General features: G+C 49.1%; 24 protein-coding genes and 2 tRNA genes. 8 read left to right on the forward strand and 18 right to left on the reverse strand.

The window, feature by feature from the left end:
* Positions 1 to 38: 38 nt before the first annotated feature.
* The 4 genes from HMPREF9370_RS07040 to yaaA all read right to left on the reverse strand — a co-directional run bounded on the left by HMPREF9370_RS07040 (position 39) and on the right by yaaA (position 2,111).
* Positions 39 to 938 (reverse strand): cation diffusion facilitator family transporter, encoded by a 900-nt coding sequence (locus HMPREF9370_RS07040; RefSeq protein ID WP_009116725.1) that lies wholly within the window; start codon positions 936 to 938, stop codon positions 39 to 41.
* A 107-nt stretch (positions 939 to 1,045) separates the two neighbouring features.
* Positions 1,046 to 1,136 (reverse strand) — tRNA-Ser (locus HMPREF9370_RS07045).
* A 24-nt stretch (positions 1,137 to 1,160) separates the two neighbouring features.
* Positions 1,161 to 1,251 (reverse strand) — tRNA-Ser (locus HMPREF9370_RS07050).
* An 80-nt stretch (positions 1,252 to 1,331) separates the two neighbouring features.
* Positions 1,332 to 2,111, reverse strand: a complete 780-nt coding sequence (gene yaaA, locus HMPREF9370_RS07055; RefSeq protein ID WP_009116726.1) for a peroxide stress protein YaaA — start codon at positions 2,109 to 2,111, stop codon at positions 1,332 to 1,334.
* A gap of 214 nt (positions 2,112 to 2,325) precedes the next feature.
* On the opposite strand from yaaA, the gene HMPREF9370_RS07060 reads away from it, so the two are divergent.
* Both HMPREF9370_RS07060 and alr read left to right on the forward strand, forming a co-directional pair.
* Positions 2,326 to 2,886: a pseudouridine synthase gene (locus tag HMPREF9370_RS07060; protein ID WP_009116727.1), complete on the forward strand. Its 561-nt coding sequence runs from the start codon at positions 2,326 to 2,328 to the stop codon at positions 2,884 to 2,886.
* A gap of 45 nt (positions 2,887 to 2,931) precedes the next feature.
* Complete coding sequence (gene alr, locus HMPREF9370_RS07065; RefSeq protein ID WP_009116728.1) at positions 2,932 to 3,990, forward strand: alanine racemase; 1,059 nt, start codon at positions 2,932 to 2,934, stop codon at positions 3,988 to 3,990.
* 48 nt (positions 3,991 to 4,038) lie between these two features.
* Here the strand turns inward: alr and HMPREF9370_RS07070 are convergent, their stop codons facing one another.
* From HMPREF9370_RS07070 to hppD, 12 genes are all read right to left on the reverse strand, one after another.
* Complete coding sequence (locus HMPREF9370_RS07070; RefSeq protein WP_009116729.1) at positions 4,039 to 5,952, reverse strand: ATP-binding cassette domain-containing protein; 1,914 nt, start codon at positions 5,950 to 5,952, stop codon at positions 4,039 to 4,041.
* A 30-nt stretch (positions 5,953 to 5,982) separates the two neighbouring features.
* Positions 5,983 to 6,222, reverse strand: a complete 240-nt coding sequence (locus HMPREF9370_RS07075) for a ribosome alternative rescue factor ArfA (RefSeq protein ID WP_009116730.1) — start codon at positions 6,220 to 6,222, stop codon at positions 5,983 to 5,985.
* A gap of 105 nt (positions 6,223 to 6,327) precedes the next feature.
* A complete protein-coding gene (locus HMPREF9370_RS07080; RefSeq protein ID WP_009116731.1) occupies positions 6,328 to 7,509 on the reverse strand; it encodes an acetyl-CoA C-acetyltransferase in 1,182 nt (393 codons plus the stop codon).
* Positions 7,510 to 7,573: 64 nt separating this feature from the next.
* Entirely contained in the window at positions 7,574 to 8,203 is a 630-nt protein-coding gene (locus HMPREF9370_RS07085; RefSeq protein WP_009116732.1) for a CoA transferase subunit B, read from the reverse strand.
* 2 nt (positions 8,204 to 8,205) lie between these two features.
* Entirely contained in the window at positions 8,206 to 8,904 is a 699-nt protein-coding gene (locus HMPREF9370_RS07090) for a CoA transferase subunit A (RefSeq protein ID WP_009116733.1), read from the reverse strand.
* 15 nt (positions 8,905 to 8,919) lie between these two features.
* A complete protein-coding gene (locus HMPREF9370_RS07095; protein ID WP_009116734.1) occupies positions 8,920 to 9,720 on the reverse strand; it encodes a 3-hydroxybutyrate dehydrogenase in 801 nt (266 codons plus the stop codon).
* Between the two features lie 122 nt (positions 9,721 to 9,842).
* Complete coding sequence (maiA, locus tag HMPREF9370_RS07100; protein WP_009116735.1) at positions 9,843 to 10,484, reverse strand: maleylacetoacetate isomerase; 642 nt, start codon at positions 10,482 to 10,484, stop codon at positions 9,843 to 9,845.
* A 57-nt stretch (positions 10,485 to 10,541) separates the two neighbouring features.
* Positions 10,542 to 11,933 (reverse strand): Na+/H+ antiporter NhaC, encoded by a 1,392-nt coding sequence (gene nhaC / locus HMPREF9370_RS07105; protein ID WP_040667024.1) that lies wholly within the window; start codon positions 11,931 to 11,933, stop codon positions 10,542 to 10,544.
* A gap of 157 nt (positions 11,934 to 12,090) precedes the next feature.
* Positions 12,091 to 13,092, reverse strand: a complete 1,002-nt coding sequence (locus tag HMPREF9370_RS07110; protein ID WP_009116737.1) for a fumarylacetoacetate hydrolase family protein — start codon at positions 13,090 to 13,092, stop codon at positions 12,091 to 12,093.
* A gap of 89 nt (positions 13,093 to 13,181) precedes the next feature.
* The gene (locus HMPREF9370_RS07115) at positions 13,182 to 13,727 is read right to left on the reverse strand and encodes a VOC family protein (RefSeq protein WP_009116738.1); all 546 of its coding nucleotides are present in this window, start codon (positions 13,725 to 13,727) and stop codon (positions 13,182 to 13,184) included.
* 30 nt (positions 13,728 to 13,757) lie between these two features.
* Entirely contained in the window at positions 13,758 to 15,071 is a 1,314-nt protein-coding gene (locus HMPREF9370_RS07120) for an MFS transporter (protein WP_009116739.1), read from the reverse strand.
* Positions 15,072 to 15,175: 104 nt separating this feature from the next.
* Entirely contained in the window at positions 15,176 to 16,261 is a 1,086-nt protein-coding gene (gene hppD / locus HMPREF9370_RS07125) for a 4-hydroxyphenylpyruvate dioxygenase (RefSeq protein WP_009116740.1), read from the reverse strand.
* 178 nt (positions 16,262 to 16,439) lie between these two features.
* On the opposite strand from hppD, the gene HMPREF9370_RS07130 reads away from it, so the two are divergent.
* Positions 16,440 to 17,345 carry a LysR family transcriptional regulator gene (locus tag HMPREF9370_RS07130; RefSeq protein WP_009116741.1) on the forward strand — a complete coding sequence of 302 codons (906 nt, stop codon included), beginning with the start codon at positions 16,440 to 16,442 and terminating at the stop codon, positions 17,343 to 17,345.
* Between the two features lie 50 nt (positions 17,346 to 17,395).
* Here the strand turns inward: HMPREF9370_RS07130 and HMPREF9370_RS07135 are convergent, their stop codons facing one another.
* Positions 17,396 to 18,181, reverse strand: a complete 786-nt coding sequence (locus HMPREF9370_RS07135; RefSeq protein ID WP_009116742.1) for a BUD32 family EKC/KEOPS complex subunit — start codon at positions 18,179 to 18,181, stop codon at positions 17,396 to 17,398.
* Between the two features lie 55 nt (positions 18,182 to 18,236).
* Positions 18,237 to 18,413, reverse strand: coding sequence for a protein MIGRI (locus HMPREF9370_RS12040; RefSeq protein ID WP_156792983.1), 177 nt, complete (start codon positions 18,411 to 18,413; stop codon positions 18,237 to 18,239).
* Between the two features lie 104 nt (positions 18,414 to 18,517).
* Here HMPREF9370_RS12040 and metX point away from each other — a divergent pair, with 104 nt between their 5' ends.
* From metX to aceE, 5 genes are all read left to right on the forward strand, one after another.
* Positions 18,518 to 19,657, forward strand: coding sequence for a homoserine O-succinyltransferase MetX (gene metX / locus HMPREF9370_RS07140; protein WP_040667026.1), 1,140 nt, complete (start codon positions 18,518 to 18,520; stop codon positions 19,655 to 19,657).
* The gene (metW, locus tag HMPREF9370_RS07145; protein ID WP_009116745.1) at positions 19,654 to 20,235 is read left to right on the forward strand and encodes a methionine biosynthesis protein MetW; all 582 of its coding nucleotides are present in this window, start codon (positions 19,654 to 19,656) and stop codon (positions 20,233 to 20,235) included. The genes metX and metW overlap by 4 nt, the downstream gene beginning before the upstream one ends.
* Before the next feature lie 2 nt (positions 20,236 to 20,237).
* Positions 20,238 to 20,963, forward strand: coding sequence for an SDR family NAD(P)-dependent oxidoreductase (locus HMPREF9370_RS07150; RefSeq protein ID WP_009116746.1), 726 nt, complete (start codon positions 20,238 to 20,240; stop codon positions 20,961 to 20,963).
* Positions 20,964 to 21,141: 178 nt separating this feature from the next.
* Positions 21,142 to 21,771, forward strand: coding sequence for a Smr/MutS family protein (locus HMPREF9370_RS07155; RefSeq protein WP_009116747.1), 630 nt, complete (start codon positions 21,142 to 21,144; stop codon positions 21,769 to 21,771).
* Between the two features lie 454 nt (positions 21,772 to 22,225).
* On the forward strand, positions 22,226 to 24,898 hold the full coding sequence (gene aceE, locus HMPREF9370_RS07160) for a pyruvate dehydrogenase (acetyl-transferring), homodimeric type (RefSeq protein ID WP_009116748.1): 2,673 nt from the start codon (positions 22,226 to 22,228) through the stop codon (positions 24,896 to 24,898).
* Positions 24,899 to 25,015: the final 117 nt, after the last annotated feature.

The following is a 25,015-nucleotide window of genomic DNA, read 5'->3' on the forward strand; positions in this document are numbered from 1 at the left end:
TTTTCAGACAGGCATTTTATTTTGCAGGATTCTTTATGCTAAGGTTTACTGCATTCTTCATCATCCGCCGGATCATGGTGCACAACCACATCCGCCGCACCATCAAATAAAGCTTTCACTTTGTCCGCTGCCTGCAGGCCGATATCGTGCGCTTCTTTTAGCGTAATGTTGCCGTCCAAATCCAAATGCATATCCACAAATTTCCTGCCGCCTGCTTCTCGGGTACGCAAATCGTGCACGCCTTCCACGCCTTCCACAGATAACGCTGCAGCGCGGATTTGTTCAACGGTTTCGGTCGGCAAAGCTTTATCCATCAATACATTAAAAGCATCTGCCGCAATGCTCCACGCACTTTTCATCACCCAGGCGGCAATGATTAAACCCACCGCCACGTCCACCCAAAACCAGCCGAATGTTGCCAAAATCAAAGCCAGAATTGCCGCGCCGTTGGTCAGCAAATCGGTAACATAGTGCAGATGGTCTGCCTCAACCGCACCGGATTGCACCTGCTTCAACACTTTCTTCTGAAAATTCACCAAAGTCAAGGTACAAATAATGGAAACAACCATCACGGCAATGCCCCAGCCGGTATGCTCCAAAGGCTGGGGCGTAACCATACGGTCGATTGCATTCAAAATTAAAAACACGGAAGAACCGCCGATAAAAGCTGCCTGCACCATAGCAGACAAGCCTTCCGCTTTGCCATGGCCGAATTGATGGTCTTCATCGGCAGGCTTGAGCGAAAAACGCACGGCAATCAGATTGATAATGCTGGCTGCCGAATCGGTTAACGAATCGACCATGCTGGCCAACACGCTTACCGAACCATCGGCAATCCACGCAGCCGCCTTGATTATCACCAGGAAAAGGGCGGTGCATACAGAGGCTGTGGTAGCGCGTTTGAGCAATAATTCGCGCTTGGCAGAAGTTGTGTTCATGATGCCTGTCTGAAAATTATGATTATGCCGCTAGTATAGCAGCCAATTAAATAAGTGGCTTAAAAAGAACAAAGCCCTTGAACAATCAAGGGCTTTGTTTGAATAACTGGCGGAGGCGGTGAGATTCGAACTCACGGAGGGCTATCAACCCTCGACGGTTTTCAAGACCGTTGCATTAAACCGCTCTGCCACACCTCCGGTTTGTAAAACTTTAATCAAGATTGGCGGAAGCGGTGAGATTCGAACTCACGGAGGGCTATCAACCCTCGACGGTTTTCAAGACCGTTGCATTAAACCGCTCTGCCACGCTTCCGTTTCTTGAAAGCGTGGATATTAGCGGAAAACCGACGCTTTGCCAAGCTTTTTTAATGGATGTAAAGTAGCTTTTTGTTTTTATTTGGATTGTTCGTTGCGCAAAAATACCCATTCGTTTTCGTTTGAAGCGGCCGGGTTGAATACATAGCCTTCGTAATCGAAATTTTTCAAACCCTCCGGTTCGGTAATGCCGTGTTCTGCGGCATAACGCACCATCAGCCCGCGCGCGCGTTTTGCATAAAAACTGATAACTTTGTACTGCCCGTTTTTTTCATCTTTAAACACAGGTGTAATCACGCGTGCATTGAGTTTGCGGGTATTTACGGCTTTGAAATATTCTTGCGAAGCCAGATTGATCAAAATATCGGTATCGGCTTGTTGCAGGGTTTGATTCAGTAAATCGGTAATGCGCTCGCCCCAGAATTCATAAAGGTTTTTACCGCGCGAATTGGCAAACGGCGTGCCCATTTCCAAGCGGTAAGGCTGCATCAAATCAAGCGGGCGGAGCAGGCCGTAGAGGCCGGAAAGCAGGCGTACATGGTTTTGCAGGTAGTCTATTTCTTTGGGCGCAAGACTTGGCGCGTCAATGCCTTCATACACGTCACCGTTAAACATAAAAACCACCTGTTTTGCATTTTCCGGAGTGAAAGGCGTGTGCCATGCGGCATTGCGTTCGGCATTGAGCAGGGCGATTTTATCGGAAACATGCATCAGTGCGGCAATCTCCTGCGGCGCAAGTGTTTTCACTTCTTTCATTAACTCCTCGGCTTGATTCAGCAATTCGGGTTGTGTGAAATGCTTTATGGGCGAAGGGTCTTTTTCATTCAGGTTTTTAGCGGGAGACAATACGAAAAACATAATGTTACTTTCTTTCAAAGGTAAGATGATTGAACTTTAGAGGGTGTTGTGTGGTTTGACAAGGTTGGGAAATATTGTTTTATTTTATCGGGCGGATAAACGGAGCAGATTTAAGGTAAAATATTGCCGTTTATCTGCCTGTGGCTGTGAAACTTAAATATTGAGTATCAAGTTTCCGGCGATATTTATTTTATTGTTTATGCTGTAACCCGCAATGGCACATCTGATTATCTTTAATAAACCCTTTGGCGTTATCTGCCAATTCAGCCCTCATGAAGAACATCAATCGCTGAAAGATTATATTGATGCAAAAGGATTTTATCCGGCGGGAAGGCTGGATACCGATAGCGAAGGCTTACTTTTGCTGACCGACGACGGGCGTTTGCAGGCCCGGATTGCCGAGCCTAAATTCAAGTTGGAAAAAACATATTGGGCGCAAGTGGAAGGCGAGCCGAATCAAGCAAAGCTTGATGTTTTACGTAAAGGCATGGATTTGGGGGATTTTACGGCCAAACCCGCCAAAGTGCGCGTGATGGAAGCGGAAGAAACGGCACTGCTTTGGCCGCGCAATCCCCCGATAAGGGTGCGTAAAACAGTGCCTGATTTTTGGCTGGAAGTGAAAATTAGCGAAGGAAAAAACAGGCAAGTGCGCAGGATGACGGCGAAAGCTGGTTATCCTTGCCTGCGCTTGGTGCGCGTGGCGGTGGGCAGGATCAACTTGTTTGATGAAAATCTTGATTTAGGTGCTTGGAAGTTTTCAGACAGGCTGCCATAATTCGGGCGGCTTTGTTTCATTTTTAATCATTTAAGGAATATTCAAATGCGGCCATTGCGGGCAGAAATTTATTTAAACCGTTTGCGTGACAATTACCGCACTTTAAAGCAAATCCACGGCGGTAAGCTTTTGGCGGTTTTGAAAGCGGATGCCTATGGGCATGGCGCGGTGCGGTGCGCTCTGGCGTTGGAAGACTTGGCCGACGGTTTTGCCGTCGCATGTATCGAAGAAGCTTTGGAATTGCGTGAAGCCGGTGTGGGTAAGCCGATTGTGCTTTTAGAAGGCGTATTTGATACGGCTGAGTATGATTTGGTTGACAAACACGGTTTATGGCCGGTTGTGGGCAGCCAATGGCAGCTCGAAGCTTTGTTGAATCATGATTGGAAAGAGCCGGTTAAAGTTTGGCTGAAAATGGATTCGGGCATGCACCGTGCAGGATTTTTCCCGCATAATTATGCATCTGCTTATCATACTTTGAAGCAAAGCCCGAAAGTGTCGGATATTGTGAAATTCAGCCATTTTGCCTGCGCCGACGATGCAGACAGCGGTATGACGGATATACAAATCGAAACGTTTGACACTGCCTGCCATGGTTTGGAAGGCGAAGAAAGTTTGACCAATTCCGCCGCGATGCTGGCTTATCCGGCGGCGCGGCGGGATTGGGGGCGTGCGGGGCTTGCTTTATATGGCGTGGATCCGTTTTTGGAACATGATACGCGCATCAAGCCGGTAATGCGTTTATCGACCAAAGTATTTGACGAACGGGTTTTACAGCCGCATGAGCCGGTGGGTTATGGTGCCGTTTTCTACACCAAACGCTCAACCCGCGTTGGCCTGATTGCCTGCGGCTACGCCGACGGCTATCCGAGACGTGCATCAACCGGCAGTCCTGTTGCGATAAACGGCGTGCGCAGCCGGATTATCGGCTGCGTGTCTATGGACATGATTACCGTTGACTTGAACGGCACGGATGGCACCATCGGCAGCGAAGTGGAGCTGTGGGGCGATAAGATAGATGTCAACGAAGTGGCGCAGAGCGCGGGCACGATTGCTTACGAGCTTTTGTGTAACGTGAAGCGCGCTAAGTTTGTTTATATTGATTGATTATTTTATGGAGAATGCCTGTCTGAAAGCTTTTCAGACAGGCATTGTTTATTGTTCGATACCGTTTTGTTTGTTTTCCAAAATTTCCCAGCGCTCCAGCTTTTCCAGCAGCAGCATTTCGATTTCTTCCGAACGCGTTTGCAGCTTGGCGGCTTGTTCGTAATCTTTGAAGATTTCGGGATCGGAAAGCTGCGCGGTTAATTCAGCCTGCTCGGCTTCGAGCGCGGTGATTTCGTCGGGCAGGGCGTCGAGTTCGCGTTGCTCTTTATAAGAAAGTTTGACCGTGCGGTTTTGTTTGGAGCGGGTATTTTTTTCGGGCTCGGCAGCGGCCGCCGTTTTGGCCGGCGCGGCTTGAATAACTTCTTCGCGCGCTTTGGCATCGAGATAATCCTGATAGCCTCCAATGTATTCTTTCAGGCGGCCTTCTCCTTCGAAAACAATGCTTTGTGTAATCACATTATCAAGAAACATCCGGTCGTGGCTCACCAGAAACACCGTGCCTTGATAGTCGCGCAGTAATTCTTCCAACAACTCCTGCGTGTCGATGTCTAAATCGTTAGTCGGCTCGTCAAGCACCAGAATATTGGCGGGTTTAGTAAACAGCTTGGCGAGCAGCAGGCGGTTGCGCTCGCCGCCGGAAAGCGAAGAAACCGGGCTTTGGGCGCGTGCAGGGTGGAAAAGAAAATCTTCAAGATAGCTCATCACATGCCGTTTTTTACCGCCGATTTCCACATAATCATTGCCTTGTCCGAGCGTGTAAAACACGGTGTCGTTTTCGTTGAGCGCGCTTCTGAATTGGTCGAAATAAGCCACTTCCTGTTTGCTGCCCAAGCGGATTTTGCCGTAGGTCGGCTGCAATTCGCCTAAAATCAGCTTGAGGAAGGTGGTTTTGCCGATGCCGTTCGGGCCGATTAAGCCGATTTTGTCGCCGCGCTGAATCACGGTGGAAAACGGGTTCATAATTACTTTATCGCCGTAACTGAAGCCTGCGTGTTCCAATTCGGCAATGATTTTGCCGCTTTTCTCGCCGCTGCTGAGTTTGAAATTGACTTGGCCTTGCCGCTCGCGGCGCTCGGCACGCTGGCGGCGCAGTTCTTCCAAACGGCGCACGCGGCCTTCGTTGCGGGTGCGGCGCGCTTCGATGCCTTTGCGTATCCACGCTTCTTCTTGGGCATGAAACTTATCAAACAAGCGGTTGTGCTCGGCTTCTACCGCCAATTCTTGCGCTTTTTTCTCGCTGTATTTGGAGAAAGAGCCGGGATATGAGCGCAATATGCCGCGATCCAGCTCGACGATGCGGTTGGCGATATTGTCGAGAAAGCGTCGGTCGTGTGTAATCACGATGATGCTGCCGCTAAATTGCCGGAGCAGGTTTTCCAGCCAGATAATCGCATCTATATCAAGGTGGTTGGTGGGTTCGTCTAAAAGCAGTATGTCCGGTTTTTGCACCCATGCCTGCGCCAACGCGACGCGTTTTTTCTGGCCGCCGGAAAGGTTGGCTATGGTTTCGTTTTCAGGCAGGCCTAATTCGCTGACGGTTTGCTTGATGGCGGCGTCAAACTGCCAGCCGTCAAGCGTTTCCAATTCGGTTTGCAGGGTATTCAGCTCTTTGAGCAAGGCTTCCGATTGTTCGTTTTCCAAGCGCAGGCTGACTTGGTGGTAGCGGCGCAATAAGTCGCGCAGATCGCCCAAACCTTCGGCAACCACATCAAACACCGTGGCCGACGCATCGAAAAAACTTTCCTGCGGCACATACACGGTTTTCAGGCCGTTTTGCACGATCAGCTGCCCGTCATCGGGTTTTTGCACGCCTGCCAAAATTTTCAGCAAAGAAGACTTGCCCGCGCCGTTGCGCCCGATAAGGCCGACTTTTTCTCCGGCATCGAGCTGGAACGAAGTGTTGGCCAGCAGCGCAACATGGCCGACGGCGAAAAAGCAGTTTTCTAATTGCAGAATATTCATGATGTTGGGCAGCGAAATAAAACAAAGCGGCTATTTTAAGTGAAAGTATCCGCTTGGAACAGTATGACGGATAAACGATTTTTCAGACAGGCATAAAAAATCAGGTTTTTTGCTTATCAAAAAACCTGATTGCTTATTGCCTTTTCGGCTGTAAGACCCTTTGCCTTTTTTCGGCTTGTGGATTTTGGGCTGGAATAAATTGGATTTAACCAGCGCTTTTAAGGCATTGTCTTTGATTTTGCCTTTGTTGATTTCTGTTTTTCTAGGCATGGATATTCCTTCTTGAAGTTTTACGGTAGATGCCTGTCTGAATCCTCTTTTTCAGACAGGCATTTGAGTATTATAGCCTAAGTTTTTCAGACAGGCATTGCGAGGTTATCCGCGTTCCACCGCTAAAGCCAGCCCCATGCCGCCGCCCACGCATAAAGTGGCAATGCCTTTGCGTTTACCGCTGCGCTGCATTTCGTGCAGCAGGGTTACGAGAATGCGGCAGCCGGATGCGCCGATGGGATGGCCCAGCGCAATGGCACCGCCGTTAATATTGGTTTTTTCCGGCGGCAGACCCAATTGCTGCATTACCCCCAAAGACTGCACGGCAAAGGCTTCGTTGGCTTCAAATAAATCCACGTCTTCGATACGCCAGCCGGCTTTGTTCAGCGTGTGCTTAACCGCATCAACCGGGCCTAATCCCATTATTTCCGGCTCGATACCGGTGGCGGCGTAACCACGGATGGTTGCAAGCGGCTTCAGGCCGAGTTCGGCGGCTTTTTCGGCACTCATCACCATCACGGCGGCGGCACCGTCGTTGATGCCGGAAGCATTGCCTGCGGTTACTGTGCCGTCTTTTTTGAACGCGGGGCGCAAAGCGGCGAGTTTTTCGGCACTGCTGCCGGCTTTGATGTATTCGTCGCGCTCAAAGCTGATCGGGTCGCCTTTGCGCTGGGCAATGGACACGGGCACGACTTCTTCATCGAATTTGCCGGCTGCTTGTGCGGCTGCGGCCTTTTGCTGAGATTGCAGGGCAAATGTGTCTTGCTCTTGGCGGCCGATATTGAGACGTTCGGCGATGTTTTCCGCGGTAATGCCCATGTGGTAGCGGTTGTAAATATCGGTGAGGCCGTCGAACACCATGCTGTCGGTCAATTCACCGTTACCCATTTTTATGCCGCCGCGCATGTGAATGAAATGTGGGCTTTGCGACATAGATTCCTGCCCGCCGGCAATCACGATTTCGGCGTCGCCGCAGGCAACCGCTTGCGCAGCCATTTGCACGGCTTTCAGCCCCGAACCGCACACCACGTTTACCGTGGTAGCAGGTGTTTTTGCAGGCACCCCGGCCGATATAGCGGCTTGGCGGGCGGGATTTTGACCGATGCCGGTAGTCAGCACATTGCCCATAATCACTTCGCTCACGGTTTCCGGGGCAACAGCGGTTTGATCCAGCAAGGCTTTGATGACCGCCGCGCCCAAATCGGGGGCTCGTACACCGGCAAGGCTGCCCGAAAAGCTGCCGATAGGAGTGCGCTTGGCGGCAACGATGACGATTTCTTTGTTCATAAGATACAACCTTTCAAACTATGCCTATCTGAAAAAGTTAAGCGGTTTTCAGACAGGCATATCGTTATTGCACAATGGTTACGCCGGTGGCAGCCTGCAACTCTTCAAAGCTCACGCCAACAGCCAGCTCGACCAGTTTTAATTTGCCTTCAACCACATCCAATACGCCCAAGTCTGTGATGATGCGGTGCACCACTTGTTTGCCGGTTAGCGGCAGATCGCACTGCGGTTTGATTTTAAATGCGCCGCCTTTGGCGGTGTGCTCCATCAATACAATCACGCGCTGCACGCCGGCCACCAAATCCATTGCGCCGCCCATGCCTTTAACCATTTTGCCGGGAATCATCCAATTGGCCAGGTCGCCTTGCTCGGATACTTCCATCGCGCCGAGAATCGCCAGATTGATTTTTCCGCCGCGTATCATGGCGAAAGATTGGGAGCTGGGGAAAAAGCTGGCGCCGGGTTGGGCGGTAACGGTTTGCTTGCCTGCGTTGATCAGGTCGGGGTCGATTTCTTCTTCGGTGGGGAAAGCGCCTATGCCCAAGAGGCCGTTTTCAGATTGCAGCATCACGTCCATGCCTTTGGGGATGTAGTTGGCAACCAATGTGGGCAGGCCGATGCCGAGGTTGACGTAGAATCCGTCTTGCAGCTCTTTGGCGGCGCGTTGCGCCATTTGTTCTCGTGTCCAAGCCATGCTTATGCCTCCCTTGTGGTGCGTTGTTCGATGCGTTTTTCTGGATTTTTGTTAATGATAATTCTATGTACATAAATGCCGGGTAAGTGGATGCAGTCGGGATCCAGCTCGCCGACTTCCACGATTTCTTCTACTTCCGCTATGGTGATTTTTCCGGCAGAGGCAACATCAGGGTTGAAATTGCGCGCAGTTTTGCGGAAAACAAGATTGCCGGTTTTATCGGCTTTCCAGGCTTTAACCAGGGAAACATCGGCTGTGAGCGAACGCTCCATCACATATTCCAGCCCGTCGAATTCGCGTGTTTCTTTACCTTCCGCTACTTGTGTGCCTACACCGGTGCGAGTGTAAAAAGCAGGAATGCCCGCACCGCCTGCACGCAGTTTTTCTGCCAAGGTGCCTTGCGGGGTGAGCTCTACTTCTAGTTCACCCGATAAAAATTGCCGCTCGAATTCTTTGTTTTCGCCAACATAAGAAGCAATCATTTTTTTGATTTGGTGGCTTTCCAATAAAAGGCCTAGGCCGAAGCCGTCGACGCCTGCGTTGTTGCTGATGCAGGTGAGACCGCTCACGCCGCTGTCGCGCAGGGCGGTAATCAGCGCTTCCGGGATGCCGCACAAGCCGAAACCGCCCACGGCGATGGTTTGGCCGTTTGCTACGATATCGTTTAGCGCTGTGGCCGCATCAGGGTAAAGTTTGTTCATTTTTTCTCCTTATGGTTATTTCATAGACCAGCCGTGGCTGGCAATAAAAGACTGCCCGGTAAATACATTGCTGGGAAAGGCCGCCAAAAATAAGGCAAGCTGAGTGATATCTTCCGTGGTTGTAAACTCACTATCAACCGTATTGCCCAGCATAATGTTTTTAACCACTTCTTCTTCACTGATGTTTTTTTCCCGTGCTTGCAGAGGAATTTGCTGCTCGACCAGCGGTGTTTTGACAAATCCCGGGCAGATAACGTGCGAGCGCACATTATGCGCCGCGCCTTCTTTCGCCAATACACGGTTCAATCCCAGCAGGCCGTGTTTGGCGGTGACATAGGGCGCTTTCAGCGGCGAAGCTTCGTGGGAGTGAACGGAGCCCATATAAATGACTGTTCCGCCTTGCTTATCTGCATACATATATTTCAGAGCCGCCCGCGTGGTGAGGAATGCGCCGTCGAGATGGATGGCCAGCATTTTTTTCCATTCGGCAAAAGATAATTTATCAATCGGGTTGATAATCTGTATGCCGGCGTTTGACACCAATATGTCTATTCTGCCGAATGCTTGCACCACTTTGGCCGTGCCGGCGTTAACTTGGTTTTCATCGCACACATCCATACCCACGGCGATTGCCCGCCCTCCTTTGATGGAAATGTGTTCCGCCACCGCTTCGGCTTGCTCAAGGTTTAAATCAGCCACGCCGACATTGGCTCCTGCACGGCCGAACTCTATGGCCATATCGCGTCCGATACCGCTGGCCGCGCCGGTAATCAGCACGGTTTTGCCTTTTAAATCATATTGGGGAAGGGTAGACATCTATTACTCCGATTGTTGTTGTGTAATGAGGCTTAATCTTACCACCCGGAATCATTTGTCATGCTCAACTTATGAGGTTTATCGAAACACATTCTTGTTCGCAGATTCAGACAGGCATACGCTTATTCTGCGTCCGGCTGGTTTTCCGGCGCTGCGGCTTGGAATTCGGGTAACTTCAGGCATTCGGCATTAATGCGTTGGATAGTAGGGAAAGCATTCAAATCGCATCTAAAACGGTAGGCATTGTAAACTTGCGGAATCAGGCAACAGTCGGCCAACGTGGGCGCATCGCCATGGCAGAAGCGGCCGGTTTGCACCGATTGCAGCATGGTTTCCAAAGCGGTAAAGCTTTCGTGAATCCAATGGCGGTACCATTCTGTTTTAGCGGCTTCGCTTGCACCCAATTGGTTTTGCAAGTATTGCAGCACTCTCAAATTGTTTAAAGGATGGGTGTCGCAGGCAATCAACTGGGCTAGAGCGCGCACGCGGGCGCGTTCGGCGGGTGCGGCGGGGAGCAGGGGATGCTCGGGATGGGTTTCGTCCAAATACTCGATGATAGCCAGTGATTGGGTAAATATTTGCCCTTTATCTTCCAAAGAAGGAACGAGTTTTTGCGGATTTAGCGCTGCATATTCAGGCAATCTTTGCTCGCCGCCTTGCTTGACCAAGTGAATGAATGCAGTATCGTAAGCCAGTTTTTTCAGGTTCAGGGCGATGCGCACGCGATAGGCGGCAGAGCTTCGATAATAAGAATAGAGTTTCATAAACGGATCCTTCGGCACGGTTTTCAGACAGGCCTGTCTGAAAACCGTGTGTACAAATTATGTGGGTTCTTCTTCTGCTTTGCTCAACGTTAATCCCGTGAATCCGAACACAAGCGTCAACGTCAAACTCAGATAGCAAAAGAAAGCATAAGGTAAATAATCAATTACTTGCACGCCCAATACGTTGCTGATAAACACGCCGCACACGCTCCAGGGTACCAGAGGGTTGATAACGGTGCCGGCGTCTTCTACGGTGCGCGAGATATTGCGCGGATGCAGCCCCAGCCTTTCATAAACCGGCTTGAAAGTGTTACCGGCCAAGAGCAGGCTCAAGTATTGTTCGCCGATTAACACGTTGATGCCTAACGATGTAGCGGCTACGGTAAAGGTGGCGCGCCCGGCGTTCGTCAGTACATGGCCCACTCCGGCCAAAAGTGCCGGTAAAACGCCTAAAGTGTTTAATAGCCCACCCAAGCTTAAAGCCAGAATCACGATGGTTTGGGTAAAAAACATACTATTGATGCCGCCGCGCGAAATCAGCTTGCCCACTTCGCCTAAATCTACACCTTCATTAGGCTTGTAGCCTGTGAAAAAGTAGCTGCCCAGCTGAGAAATTGAGGGGCTGCTGTGGATAAACGTGATGAGTAGGGCGGTTAGAATCGTGGCGATAATGGTGTAAATAGCGTTTACTTTTTTAATAGCCAAAACCAGTAACACAAAGAAAGGAAGCAGAGTATAGCCGTGCACCAAACCGCTGGCCTCCAATTGCGTTTTGAAAGCCTGCACACCGGCCAAATCAGCGGAGTTGAGGTTACCGGACAAAATCCAAAATATAATCGCGGTAATCACAAAGGCGGGCAGGGTGGTATACATCATGTTTCGGATATGCTCAAACAAATCAATGCCCACTATTGATGCAGCAATACTGGTGGTGTCGGAAAGCGGCGACATTTTGTCTCCGAAAAAAGCACCGGATACCACCGCTCCGGCCACAATTGCCGGATTTGCAGCAAACGCGCTGCCCATGCCGATAAAGGCCACGCCCAAAGTGGCGCAAGTGGTAAGGCTGCTGCCTATAGCCATACCGATAATACCGGTAAGCAAAAAAGCGGAAAGATAAAATATTTTTGGCGAAATCAGCTCGAAGCCGTAATAAATCAAGGTGGGAATCGAGCCGGCCATCATCAGTGCGGAAACCAACAGGCCGATGAAGAAAAAGAGATAGATCGCGCCGATTCCCGATACCACACCCGAAGCCATGCCGCTTTGCATGTTTTTAAACGATATCTTTTTGTATTTGCCGAATACCAGTAAACCGCACAATACGAAAATCACCGATAAATGCGGCACCCATTCAAAACCGATCATGGTTATGCCCATCACGACAACCACCATCACGGCAATCAATAAAGCCTCCCGCGGCCTCATTCTCAATAATGCTTTATCCATGTGCTCCTCCTCTTTTTTCATTTTGTGGTTTTAATGCGCAAAGTATTAATTCGGTACGCATCGTTTTTTATTGCAGCACTTGTTAATAAATCTATATTGGATGCAATGCCTGTCTGAAAATGATGCCGTGTACTTTCAGACAGGCATGGGTTTAAGGTTAGTATTTCGTGTTTACCTTATTAATGATGGTGCCGAAAATATTGTTGCCATTCTTATCCAGCATTTCGATTTCCACCACATCGCCATGCTGCATAAACGGTGTTTTCGGCTCGCCGGTTTCAATGGTTTCATACATGCGCAGCTCCGCCAAGCAGCAATAACCTACGCCGCCGTTTTCTACTGAAGAGCCGTAAAGATCGTTTTGCTTATTGGAAACCGTGCCCGAACCGATAATCGAACCGGCGGCTGCATTGCGTGTTTTGGTCACATGTGACAAAAGGCGTCCGAAGTCGAAAGTCATATCATCGCCGGCATTCGGAAAGCCGAACGGCTTGCCGTTGAGGGTTACGCGCAAAGGCAGGTGAACTTTATTGTCTTTCCATGCATCGCCCAATTCATCGGGCGTAACGGCCACGGGGCTGAACGCGCTGGCGGGTTTGCTTTGGAAGAAACCGAAACCTTTGGCTAGCTCTGCAGGAATCAAATTGCGCAGCGACACATCGTTTACCAGCATAACCAAACGGATGGCTTTTGCAGCTTCCTCAGGCCTAGCGCCTTGTTTCACATCGCCGCTGATAACCACCACTTCCGCTTCAAAATCAATGCCCCATTCCGGCTGGGCGAGAATCTCATCGCGGGGGCCGATAAAGCTGTCCGAACCGCCTTGATACATCAAAGGATCATCGTAAAATGATTCGGGCACTTCCGAATTGCGGGCTTTGCGCACCAATTCCACATGGTTGAGATAAGCCGAGCCGTCTGCCCATTGGTAAGCGCGCGGCAAGGGCGAATGGCATTTTTCAGGGTCGAATGCTTCGCCTTTTTCGGGGTTGGCATTCAAGTCGTCATAAACGGCTTTCAAACTTTCTTCCGCTTGCTCCCAATCATCCAAAGCAGCCTGCAGGGTTTGGATTTCCGGCAATACATAACGGCTCAAATCACGGCTAACGACCACCAAACGGCCATCACGACCGCCTTGTTTCAATGTTGCTAATTTCATGTTTTTTCCTTCTTAGTCTTTTCAGGCTCTATCTCGAAATACGGTTTTCATTTTCATCATTAAGCACGGCTGAATAACGTGAACATTGATTAGACTTCCGGCGGTTCCGTACCGTCGTGGATCCAGCGGGCGTGCTGCGGAGCGCGTTTGGTTTCCGCCCATTCGTTAAGCATATCCCATTTCACTTTATCCAAAGCCCGGTTCATTTTTTCGGTGGCAATGTCGCAAGCCAGTTCAATGCGGTGGCCGCTCGGGTCAAAGAAATAAATAGATTTAAACAAAGTATGGTTTACAGGCCCGAGCACATCGACGCCTTCGGCAATCAGCTTATCTTTGGTTGCCAACAGTTTTTCCATGCTTTCCACTTTGAAAGCAATATGCTGAGTCCACACCGGAGTGTTCGGATCACGCCCCATTTCGGGTTTGGTAGGCAATTCGAAAAATGCCAGAATATTGCCGCCGCCTGCATCCAAAAAAATATGCATATACGGATCAGGTTCGCCGGTAGAAGGCACTTTGTCTTCCGCAATCGCCAATACAAAGTCCATATCCAAATGTTTTTGATACCATTCAACGGTTTCTTTCGCGTCTTTGCAGCGGTAAGCAGCGTGGTGTACGCCTTGAGTAATAGCCATGATATTTCTCCTTCATGGTGTAATGGAAAATTATGCTTTGGCAATGCCGAGCATTTTCTGTAAAAAGAGGAAAGCAATAATCACAACAGACGGTACGGCAACGAAATAAAACAGTTGCTGCGGGCTCAAATTACCTGCCTGTACCAGCCAGCCTCCCAAAACCGGCCCGATAACCGAACCGATACGGCCGACACCTAAACTCCAACCCACCCCAGTAGTACGGTACTCGGTAGGATAGTAATTGGCTGCCATTGCATTGATTGCGGGCTGGCCGCCGATTACGGTGAATCCGATTACAAACACGACTGCAAAAAACACTCCGATAGATCCAACTGTGCTGCCCAGAACCGCTATCGATAAGGCCGATACAGCAAAACACGGTATCAGCACTTTGTAGAAACCCTGTCTGTCGATAATGCGCCCCATCAGCACCGTACCAATCGTGCCTCCCAATTGAAGCGTTGCACCAACCAACACCGCAGTTTCCAGCGACATACCGGTTTGCTTGGCTAAGGTGGGCATCCAGCTTGATAAAAAGTAGAGTGCAATCATGTTCATCAGACTGATAACCCAAATTGTCAGTGTGAAGGTATGGCGGCCGTGTTCAAATAAAGCCTTAACCGGCATGCTGCCTTGAGCTTTGGCAGTCTGAACGCTATCAGGCAGCGGCTGGCCCGGATAAAATTCTCCCAATACACGACGTACCCTCGGATCTTGAGGATTGCGAAGCGCCAAATATTGCAGCGATTCAGGCATGTATTTGATCATCACGCCGAGTAATAAAAAAGGCAACACACCACCAACTAAAAATACCGATTCCCAGCCAAAGCGCGGAATCAGAAACGCCGCCAAAAAACCGCCCAGCATCGCGCCTATGGTAAATCCGCAAGAAATCATCATCATGACTGAGATTCGCTGGTGTTTGGGTGTAATCTCTCCGCACAAAGCCATTGCATTCGGCATAATCGCACCCAAGCCCAAGCCTGTAATAAACCGCAGCACCACAAGTTGGGTAACGTTCTCAACAAAAGCTGTGGCGGTCATACATAAAGCAAAAAACAATGTGCTCCACAGTAAAATCGGACGACGGCCGAATTTGTCGGAAAAATAGCTGAATACCAAAGAACCGATTAACAAACCGAATAATCCTGAACCGAATACTGCTCCCAATTCAGATTTCTCAATCTGCCAATCCTGTAAAATAGCCGGTGCGGCATAGCTTACCGATTGAACGTCAAATCCGTCTAATACCATCAAAATTCCGCAAATTACCAAAATCCAATATTGGCGTTTGCCTAAAGGGCGATTATCAATAATCTCTGAAAGGTAAGGCTGTTGACTCAATGTATTTCTCCAATTTTTATTTTAAAAAGCAAAGGCCGTTTGATAATTAAAATTATCTATAATGGTTTTATTCAAACGACACTAAAGCCATAATCTGGCGCTAATTATTCCTCTAACATTAACGCACCACGGCGGATCTGATCCCGCTCCAGCGACTCAAACAAAGCTTTGAAATTACCTTCGCCGAAACCTTCCCGATAATCACCTTTGCGTTGGATGAATTCGAAGAACACAGGGCCCAGTAAGGTTTCGGAAAAGATTTGCAGTAATAAACGCGGATGGCCGCCTTCGGTTGTGCCGTCCAGCAGAATGCCGCGCGCGCGCAATTCATCTGCCGGCTCGCCGTGTCCCGGCAGCCTTTCATCCAGCATTTCGTAATAAGTGGCCGGAGGCGCAGTCATTAAGGGAATGCCGGCAGCGCACAATTGATCTATGGTTTCCAGAAGGTTGTCGCTCAACAGGGCAATGTGCTGGATGCCTTCGCCGCCGAACTGCATCAGATACTCCTCAATCTGGCCGCCGCCCTGTTTGGCTTCTTCGTTTAAAGGGATGCGGATCAAACCGTCCGGTGCAGTCATCGCACGGCTGGTGAGGCCTGTGTATTCGCCTTTGATATCGAAATAACGGATTTCTTTGAAGTTAAAAAGCTTTTCATAAAAGCCTGCCCAATAATCCATGCGGCCGCGGTAAACATTGTGGGTGAGATGATCGACGATTTTCAGGCCGTAGCCGAACGGGTTGCGGTCGACATCAGGTAAAAATTCAAAGTCGATATCGTAAATGGATTTGCCTTCTTCAAAGCGATCGATCAGATAAAGAGGCGCACCGCCTATACCTTTGATGGCAGGCAGGCGCAGCTCCATCACGGAAGTGGGAATCTCAATCGGCTGCGCGCCCAATTCCAAAGCGCGGTTGTATGCCTGATGCGCATCACGCACCCTGAATGCCATACCGCAGGCGCTCGGCCCGTGTTCGGCGGCAAAATAAGCGGCCTCGCTTCTAGGCTCCCGGTTGACAATGAAATTAATGCCGCCCTGACGGTAGAGCAAAACATCTTTGGATCGGTGCTTTGCAACCAATATAAAGCCCATTTTTTCAAATAAAGGCTCCAAAATATTAGATTCGGGTGAGGCAAATTCAACAAACTCAAAACCACACAAACCCATGGGGTTGTCAAACAAATCAGCCATAATGTTTCTCCTCTTGAATACAGGTTTAAATATTTAAATAAAATTTTATTGGTTAAACGGTTTGTATATCTAGCTGATTAAAATTTAGAAAAGTGAGCAATTTGTATGCAATAAATCATAAAACGGCTATTATTTATCAGACAATTAGTTTTTTATTATTTAATTATAAGGTTTTCTTATGAATATTACCCTGCGTCAACTCAAAGCCTTTATTACCGTAGCCGATTGCGGCAGTTTTACCCGTGCAGCCGAGGCGCTGCATCTTACCCAGTCTGCATTAAGCGGCTTGATTAAAGAGTTGGAAAATAATTTGGATGTTAAGCTGTTTGACCGAACCACGCGGCAGTTGCATTTATCAGACTATGGCAGCTATTTGCTGCCTCAGGTAAGAAGAATTATCAATGAAGTATCGGTTTTAGATATTGAATTAAAAAATCTGAAGAATTTTCATCAGGGGCAAGTGCATATCGCTGTTTCCCAGCAACTCGCCGCTTCTGCTCTACCGGCTGTAATGGCAGCGTTTCAACGCCAATATCCTGATATTCAAACCAATTTGATTGATTGCAGCGTAGAGCAGGTGTTACAGCGTGTGGAAGACAGCGAGGCAGATTTTGGCTTGGGGCCGGAGCGCACATACGGCAGCGATATTGAATCGGAGCTGCTGTTTAAATTGCCGTTTTATTTGGTAGTGAGGCCCGAACACCGTTTGGCGGAGCAAAAAACTGTGAATTGGACTGATTTGGCATCGGAGCAGCTCATTACGCTCAGCAGCCCCTTTACAGACAGGCTTGCGGCAACTTTGCCGCCCGAAACCGCCGAATACATCAAGCATCCGCGATATCGTGTGAATTTCCTCTCGACTGCGCTGGGCATGACCAAGGCAGGGTTGGGCATAACGATATGCCTGCCATACGCTGCCGACTGGGTAAAGCAGCATGGCCTAGTGATGCGTTTACTCTCTGAGCCGCAAGTAGAACGCAGTTTTTTTCTATACCGCCGCCGCAGCCGTGCGCTTTCCCCGGCCGCAGAAGCGTTAAGGGATTTTTTGCATACTTATTCAGAGCAAGCATTTGCGGGTTTGTAACAATGCCTGTCTGAAAAATAATTCAGACAGGCATTGTAGGTTGTGTCAACTTATTGGGAATTTTGCCGTACCTTTTCCGCTTGATATAGCAGTTGCGCCAGCGCGGATAATCTGCGGGTGTCGCTTCCCATCCAACCGGCGGTCAGCTTTCTCAGCCACAACACGCGCAGATAGTTTTTGCGCAGAGCAGTTTGCAAATTTTCAGGCAGGCTTTGAAAGTGTCGGCACCAAATGGCAACAGCTTCGGATAGATTGCCGGTTCGTTCAAGCCAGGTGGCGGAAGATTGCAGATAGCATAAATAGTCGCGGCATTGGCATTGTAGCAACTGCATATGCAGTAGCGGGTCGTCTTCAAAATCAATAAAGCCGATGCCTCCATCGCTTTGCCGGATAATGTTGCGGATAAATACCTGGCTAAGGTATTGGCCGGCTTTATGCACACGGGCAATTGCAGCCAAACATTCAGCAAATGAAGCGAGCTGGGTGGCAGGATTTTCTATTTCGTGCATAAACCCATTTGCCCCCAAGCAGCTGAACATAATTGCTTTCCGGCTTTGCGCAAGCAGTTTGGGCGCGGGCACACCGGCTTGCTCCAACTCTTGCAGGCGGCGTGCTTCTATGGCGAGCGCCGCTTCGCCACCCAAATTGGGCACCGGCTGCAAAGCACCGAGTTTGAATACCTTACTGAGCAAACCCAATGCAGCATATCGCCATTGCGGCACATGTTTGCCTACTTTCCGCACCCAAACGGTTTCCCCGCTTGCTAACGTGTGGCTGGCAATGGTAGCAGTTTGTTCAGACAGGCATTGCGATAGGGCGGTTTGATAGTCGGTCATGTGAAAAGCGTTTGTTAATGTGTTGCCGGAAAATGGGGCATTTTATCATGAGGCTTTAAATGCCGAAGAAAAGATGCAGCAGAAAAACCAATGCGGTTACAATCAATACCATCCAAGCAGCCAAGCGGACAATATCATTTAGCGCCCGTTTTTGTTTTCTGCTAAACAAACGGTTTATGATAATCGCCGCAATCGAAATCAATAAAATAATGCGTAAGATCCGCCCGATCATGCTCGATGCCTGTCTGAAAAACGCCGGTTTGAAAATGCCTGTCTGAATGCACAAAGCAGGCGAAGCCGCTATAATAAATGCTTTTCCGAAAACATGTCTGCCTTATGAACCGTGCCAACAGTGTCGGGCTGGTCAGCCCGCAGAAAATTCCGTTTAAATCACCTTTGCTCCTGCAAAGCGGCCAAACGCTGCCCCGTTTCGATTTGATGATTGAAACTTACGGAACGCTCAACGAGGCCAAAAGCAATGCCGTTTTGATTTGCCATGCTTTGTCGGGCAACCACCATGTGGCCGGATATCATAGCGAACAGGATAAAGCGCCCGGCTGGTGGGACAATATGGTCGGCCCCGGCAAGCCGATTGATACCAACCGTTTTTTCGTGGTCGGCTTGAACAATCTCGGCGGCTGCCACGGCAGCACCGGGCCTTTGAGCGAAAACCCTGAAACCGGCGAGGAATACGGCGCCGACTTTCCTGTGGTAACGGTAAAAGACTGGGTTAAAAGCCAAGCGATGCTGGCCGATTATTTGGGTATCGTGCAATGGGCAGCGATTGTCGGCGGCAGCTTGGGCGGTATGCAGGCTTTGCAATGGACGATTGATTTCCCCGACCGCGTGCGCCACGCTTTGGTGATTGCTTCGGCCACGCGTTTGTCTGCACAAAATATTGCGTTTAACGATGTGGCGCGCCAAGCCATTATCACCGATTCCAATTTCCACAACGGCCATTACCGCCGCCACAACACCATTCCCCGCCGAGGTTTACGCATCGCACGTATGATGGGGCATATCACTTACTTAGCCGAAAAAGGCATGGGTAAAAAATTCGGCCGCAGTATGCGTAGTGACGGTTACCAATACGGCTACGGCGTTGAATTTGAAATCGAATCCTATCTGCGTTATCAAGGGGATAAATTTGCCGAGTGTTTTGACGGCAACTCTTACCTGCGCATGACCAAAGCCTTGGATTATTTCGCCCCGGCCGACGAATACGGCAACGATTTATCAGCCGCGCTCAGCCATGTAAAAGCCAAATTTTTTGTTGCCAGCTTCAGCACAGACTGGCGCTTTGCACCGGAACGCTCACGTTCATTAGTCAAACATTTGGTCAGAGCAGGAAAAAGCGTGCAATATATAGAAGTGGAATCGTATCACGGCCACGATGCTTTTTTGATGACCGACGAGCCGTATGTCCGCGCCATGCGCGCTTATATGAATAATGTTTACAAGGAGTTGCAAGCATGAATCTGCGCGATGACTTGCAACTGATTTACGATTGGATTCCTGAAAACAGCCGGGTTTTGGATTTGGGCTGCGGCAAAGGCGAACTGCTTTCAGCATTAGTGCGAAACAAACATTGCAGCGGCTACGGCGTGGAAATCGACACCGAAGGCGTGCTTGCTTCCATGGAGCGCGGCATCAACGTGATACAGGCCGATTTGGAGCAGGGCCTGCAGGATTTCGATTCCAACAGCTTCGATATTCTGGTGTTGAGCCAAACCATCCAAGCCATGCAGAATACGGAAAACATTTTGCGCGACCTCACGCGCGTGGCCAAACAGGCGATTGTTTCTTTTCCGAATTTCGGCTATTGGCGCAACCGTGTGCAGCTCGGCTTAACCGGCCATATGCCCGTATCCGAACGCATGCCGTACCAATGGTATAACACGCCGAATATCCATTTTTGTACCATTGTCGATTTCGAACTGCTGTGCGTCAAAAACGGCATCCATATTCTGGAGCGCGCCGTGATGACCAAAGGCAAACGGGTCAACACATTGCCTAATCTCCTTGGCAGTTTGGCTTTTTACCGGGTGGGTTAAATATGGAAAAAGTCATTATCACCGGCCACAGCAGGGGATTGGGAAAAGCCTTAACTAAATACTATCTGGACAAAAATTGCCCCGCTTTCGGCTTGTCACGCAATCTTTTAAAAGAATGCCTGTCTGAAAACTTGCAGCAGCAAGCAATTGATTTATCAGATAGTCAGGCATTGAATATATGGCTGGCACAGGGCGTTTTGGCCCGTTTTATAAGCGCCACCAAACATATCGTGTTAATTAACAATGCCGGTACAACCTGGCCGAACGCTATATTAGGTAAACAAAACGCAGCAGACATGATGCAGGCTGTTACGCTCAATATCACCGCTCCCTTATTGCTCGCGAACCACCTTGCTGCATGCAAACCAACCGATGCCTGTCTGAAAATTATCCATATCTCAAGCGGAGCGGGCAGAAATGCCTATCCGGGCTGGAGCGTGTACGGCGCCACCAAAGCCGCGCTTGATCATCATGCACAATGTGTCAATATTGAAGCCAATCCGAATATACGCGCCTTATCCATTGCCCCTGGCGTGGTCGATACCGATATGCAGGCAGCCATCCGCGCTTCCGATGCCGATCATTTTCCGATGCTGCAACGATTTCTGGATTTAAAAAAACAGGGAAGCTTGAGTTCTCCGGCAGAAACCGCCGCTAAAATAGCCGGCATCATTGATGATCAACGCTTTGAATTGGAAGCGATATGTGATGTAAGGCAATATTCTTAAAAAACATTTTCAGACAGGCATATGCCTGTCTGAAAACTTTTATGCTATATAGTTCTGAAATACAGAAGCATTTTAAGGCGTTGCGAAGCATAGTGATAAAACACATATTTCATGCCGCAAACAATGCAAGCAATACCGTATAGCTATAACGGAACCAATAAATAACGCAGAGTAAATTATGAAACAAGATTTCCAAGCCACCTTGAAAGCGCTGGGCAAACAAGCCAAGCAAGAAGCCGAAGCCAAAGCCGAGCAAGAAAAAGCCGCCCGCAAACAAGCAGCCGAAGAAGTGGATTTCGCCAAAATGATGAGCGACGTTAAACCTTTAAAAGGTCAAAACCGCTATATCCCTCCGCGGGATAATTCACCTATTAAACCGCGCAAACACAATGAAACCGAGCTTGAAGAAGAAAACTATTTTTATGTAGGTGAGGGGCAATGGTTGGAAGTGCCCGATAAATTCAGTAAAAACGGGCAGGGCAGCAACGACATCAAACGCCTACAAAACGGCCATTATCCGGTTGTTGCCGACGTGGATTTACACGGTTACACACAGGAAGAAGCGCAGCAAGTGCTGAATGAATTTATCGAATTCACCAAAAAGCGCGGGGTGTGCGGCGAAATCGTTCATGGCAGCGGCTTAGGTTCTTCAGGTTATCAGCCTGTTCTAAAAAACTTAGTGCGGCGTTGGCTGATGCAACACCCCGACGTGCTGGCTTATGTAGAACCGCGTAAAGGAAATGACGGCGCGGTAAGGTTTTTATTGAAACGGCAATGGCGCGGCCAAGATGAAAAAAGCGGCCGGTAAATCATTTGGCCTTTAACTTTTTTAACATTGGCAGGCAGGATTACAAGCAGCACGCACAAGCTTTTTATTCAATTCGTTTTCGAAGATTTTAAGACTTCGTATGATTTTAATCTTTCAAATTTTCATTTTGAAATGTTCTAATACGAACATCAAGAAAAATATATAGAAGAAAAATGCCAAAAATTTGCTTTAAGGCAAATTAAGCTGTTTGCCATACAAGATAATTGCTGTTAGCATTCAAAAATACCCTCATATCTAAAAATATTACAAAGGAATATATCAGTTCTCCGCTCTGCAATAGGCCTGTCTGAAGCCATTGTTTTATTTAGATAGAATACAAGTAACGGTTGCTTTTATATTTTGAAATTCTTCTTATTTTTTCGAAAACGAAAATATTAAGATTCGATAATTTAACAAGCTTCTTTAATTAACTCAACTGAAAGGGATTGTCATTATGTCCACCCAAATTCAAGACGTTGATCCTATTGAAACCCAGGAATGGTTAGACGCATTAAGCTCGGTTCTGGAACATGAAGGTACCGAACGCGCGCATTTCCTCTTGCAAAATCTGGTGAAATACACCCGCCGCCGCGGTGTGCATATGCCGTTTGACGCAACTACCGCATATTTGAACACGATTCCGGTAGGCAAAGAGCAGAAATCTCCGGGTAATCATGAATTGGAGCACCGTATCCGTTCTATCATCCGTTGGAATGCCGCCGCAATGGTATTGCGCGCAGGCAAAAAAGATTTAGAGCTGGGTGGCCATATTGCTTCTTTCCAATCTGCTGCCACTCTGTATGACGTCGGCTTCAACCACTTCTGGCATGCCAAAGGCAAAGACGGCGTAGAAGGCGATTTGGTGTTTATCCAAGGCCACTCCGCTCCCGGTATCTATGCACGCGCATTTGTGGAAGGCCGTTTAACCGAAGAGCAATTAAACAATTTCCGCCAAGAAGCAGATGCAGACGGCCTGTCTTCTTATCCGCACCCTTATCTGATGCCCGATTTCTGGCAATTCCCTACTGTATCTATGGGTTTAGGCCCGTTGATGGCGATTTATCAGGCACGTTTCCTGAAATACCTCGAATCACGCGGTTTAACCAAAACCAAAGGCCGTAAAGTATGGGTATTCTGCGGCGACGGCGAGATGGACGAGCCGGAAAGCCAAGGCGCTATTTCTTTGGCAGCACGCGAAGGCTTGGACAACCTGATCTTCGTTATCAACTGTAACCTGCAACGCCTCGACGGCCCTGTGCGCGGTAACGGCAAAATCATCCAAGAACTGGAAGGCAACTTCCGCGGCGCCGGCTGGAACGTATTGAAAGTGATTTGGGGCGGCCGCTGGGACGGCTTGTTGGCCAACGACACCAACAACGCCCTGAAACAGCGTATGAACGAATGTTTGGACGGCGACTACCAAACCTACAAATCCAAAGACGGCGCTTATGTACGCGAGCATTTCTTCAATACGCCCGAATTAAAAGCCATGGTGGCCAATATGTCGGACGAAGAAATTTGGGCCTTGAACCGCGGCGGTCACGATCCGCATAAAGTTTATGCCGCCTACTACGAAGCCGTAAACAACCCGGACGGCCGCCCGACAGTGATTTTGGCTAAAACCATTAAAGGCTACGGCATGGGTGCTTCAGGCGAAGGCCAAAACATCGCCCACCAAGCGAAAAAAATGGACGTAGCTTCCCTGAAGCAATTCCGCACACGCTTCGGCATCCCGGTAACCGACGAGCAAATCGAAAGCGGCGACCTGCCTTACTACCGCTTCCCGGAAGATAGCCCCGAAATGCAATACCTGCGCGAACGCCGCAATGCTTTGGGCGGTTATCTGCCTCAGCGTAATCCGAATAAAGAAGCTTTGCCGATTCCTGCTTTGGAAACATTCGACGCGCAACTTGAAGCAAGCGGCGATCGCGAGTTTTCTACCACCATGGCATTCGTGCGTATTCTGTCAACTTTGCTGAAAGACAAGCAAATCGGCAAACGTATCGTGCCGATCGTTCCGGACGAAAGCCGCACTTTCGGTATGGAAGGCATGTTCCGCCAATACGGTATTTGGAATCCGAAAGGCCAACAATATACCCCACAAGATAAAGACCAACTGATGTTCTATAAAGAATCGGTTGACGGTCAGATTTTGCAGGAAGGTATTAACGAACCCGGCGCGATGGCCGACTGGATTGCAGCCGCAACCAGCTATGCAAACAGCCGCTACGCCATGATTCCGTTCTATATCTATTACTCAATGTTCGGCTTCCAACGCATCGGCGATTTAGCTTGGGCTGCAGGCGATATGCGTGCACGCGGCTTCTTGGTGGGCGGTACTTCCGGCCGTACAACTTTGAACGGCGAAGGTCTGCAACACGAAGACGGCCACAGCCAAGTTCAGGCCGATCTGATTCCGAACTGCATGAGCTACGATCCGACCTTCCAGTACGAATTGGCCGTGATCATTCAAGACGGTTTGCGCCGCATGTATGTTAATCAGGAAGACGTGTTCTATTACCTGACCGTGATGAACGAAAACTATGCGCATCCGGCCATGCCGCAACGCGAAGGTATTGAAGAAGAAATCCTGAAAGGTATGTATCTGTTCAAAGCCGGTGGTGCAAGCGATAAGAAAGTTCAATTGATGGGTTCCGGTACCATTCTGACCGAAGTGATTAAAGCAGCCGAGCTGCTGAAAAACGACTTCGGCGTAGAAGCCGACATTTGGTCTTGCCCGTCGTTCAACCTGCTGCACCGCGACGCTATGAAAGTTGAGCGTCATAACCGTCTGCATCCGTTGCAAGAACAAAAACTGCCATTTGTTACCCAACAGCTGCAAGGTCATGAAGGCCCTGTTGTTGCGGCTACCGACTACATCCGCAGCTTCGCCGAGCGTATCCGTGCCTACATTCCAAACGATTTCCACGTTTTGGGCACCGACGGTTTCGGCCGCAGCGACTCGCGCGCCAACCTGCGCCGCTTCTTTGAAGTAGATAGCTACAACATTGCTGTTACCGCTTTGAGTGCTTTGGCCGACCAAGGCAAGATTGAAAAAGTGGTTGTTCAGCAAGCTATTGAGAAATACGGCATCAAAACCGACACTGTACCCAGCTGGGAACGTTAAGCAGTGGTTTTCAGACAGGCATATCGCAGTGCCTGTCTGAAAAAAGGATTTTGAATGGTTCTAACAAGATAATTAAGTTGCGAACCTTGCTTCACAACTAAATTAAAGGATAAGCAC

It is taken from the genome of Neisseria wadsworthii 9715, assembly GCF_000227765.1.
In the GTDB taxonomy this organism is placed as follows: domain Bacteria; phylum Pseudomonadota; class Gammaproteobacteria; order Burkholderiales; family Neisseriaceae; genus Neisseria; species Neisseria wadsworthii.

Coding starts and splice junctions, on each gene's coding strand:
- HMPREF9370_RS07040 (WP_009116725.1), bottom strand. CDS start 938: ATGAACACAACTTCTGCCAAGCGCGAATTATTGCTCAAACGCGCTACC.
- yaaA (WP_009116726.1), bottom strand. CDS start 2,111: ATGTTTTTCGTATTGTCTCCCGCTAAAAACCTGAATGAAAAAGACCCT.
- HMPREF9370_RS07060 (WP_009116727.1), top strand. CDS start 2,326: ATGGCACATCTGATTATCTTTAATAAACCCTTTGGCGTTATCTGCCAA.
- alr (WP_009116728.1), top strand. CDS start 2,932: ATGCGGCCATTGCGGGCAGAAATTTATTTAAACCGTTTGCGTGACAAT.
- HMPREF9370_RS07070 (WP_009116729.1), bottom strand. CDS start 5,952: ATGAATATTCTGCAATTAGAAAACTGCTTTTTCGCCGTCGGCCATGTT.
- HMPREF9370_RS07075 (WP_009116730.1), bottom strand. CDS start 6,222: ATGCCTAGAAAAACAGAAATCAACAAAGGCAAAATCAAAGACAATGCC.
- HMPREF9370_RS07080 (WP_009116731.1), bottom strand. CDS start 7,509: ATGAACAAAGAAATCGTCATCGTTGCCGCCAAGCGCACTCCTATCGGC.
- HMPREF9370_RS07085 (WP_009116732.1), bottom strand. CDS start 8,203: ATGGCTTGGACACGAGAACAAATGGCGCAACGCGCCGCCAAAGAGCTG.
- HMPREF9370_RS07090 (WP_009116733.1), bottom strand. CDS start 8,904: ATGAACAAACTTTACCCTGATGCGGCCACAGCGCTAAACGATATCGTA.
- HMPREF9370_RS07095 (WP_009116734.1), bottom strand. CDS start 9,720: ATGTCTACCCTTCCCCAATATGATTTAAAAGGCAAAACCGTGCTGATT.
- maiA (WP_009116735.1), bottom strand. CDS start 10,484: ATGAAACTCTATTCTTATTATCGAAGCTCTGCCGCCTATCGCGTGCGC.
- nhaC (WP_040667024.1), bottom strand. CDS start 11,933: ATGGATAAAGCATTATTGAGAATGAGGCCGCGGGAGGCTTTATTGATT.
- HMPREF9370_RS07110 (WP_009116737.1), bottom strand. CDS start 13,092: ATGAAATTAGCAACATTGAAACAAGGCGGTCGTGATGGCCGTTTGGTG.
- HMPREF9370_RS07115 (WP_009116738.1), bottom strand. CDS start 13,727: ATGGCTATTACTCAAGGCGTACACCACGCTGCTTACCGCTGCAAAGAC.
- hppD (WP_009116740.1), bottom strand. CDS start 16,261: ATGGCTGATTTGTTTGACAACCCCATGGGTTTGTGTGGTTTTGAGTTT.
- HMPREF9370_RS07130 (WP_009116741.1), top strand. CDS start 16,440: ATGAATATTACCCTGCGTCAACTCAAAGCCTTTATTACCGTAGCCGAT.
- HMPREF9370_RS07135 (WP_009116742.1), bottom strand. CDS start 18,181: ATGACCGACTATCAAACCGCCCTATCGCAATGCCTGTCTGAACAAACT.
- HMPREF9370_RS12040 (WP_156792983.1), bottom strand. CDS start 18,413: ATGATCGGGCGGATCTTACGCATTATTTTATTGATTTCGATTGCGGCG.
- metX (WP_040667026.1), top strand. CDS start 18,518: ATGAACCGTGCCAACAGTGTCGGGCTGGTCAGCCCGCAGAAAATTCCG.
- metW (WP_009116745.1), top strand. CDS start 19,654: ATGAATCTGCGCGATGACTTGCAACTGATTTACGATTGGATTCCTGAA.
- HMPREF9370_RS07150 (WP_009116746.1), top strand. CDS start 20,238: ATGGAAAAAGTCATTATCACCGGCCACAGCAGGGGATTGGGAAAAGCC.
- HMPREF9370_RS07155 (WP_009116747.1), top strand. CDS start 21,142: ATGAAACAAGATTTCCAAGCCACCTTGAAAGCGCTGGGCAAACAAGCC.
- aceE (WP_009116748.1), top strand. CDS start 22,226: ATGTCCACCCAAATTCAAGACGTTGATCCTATTGAAACCCAGGAATGG.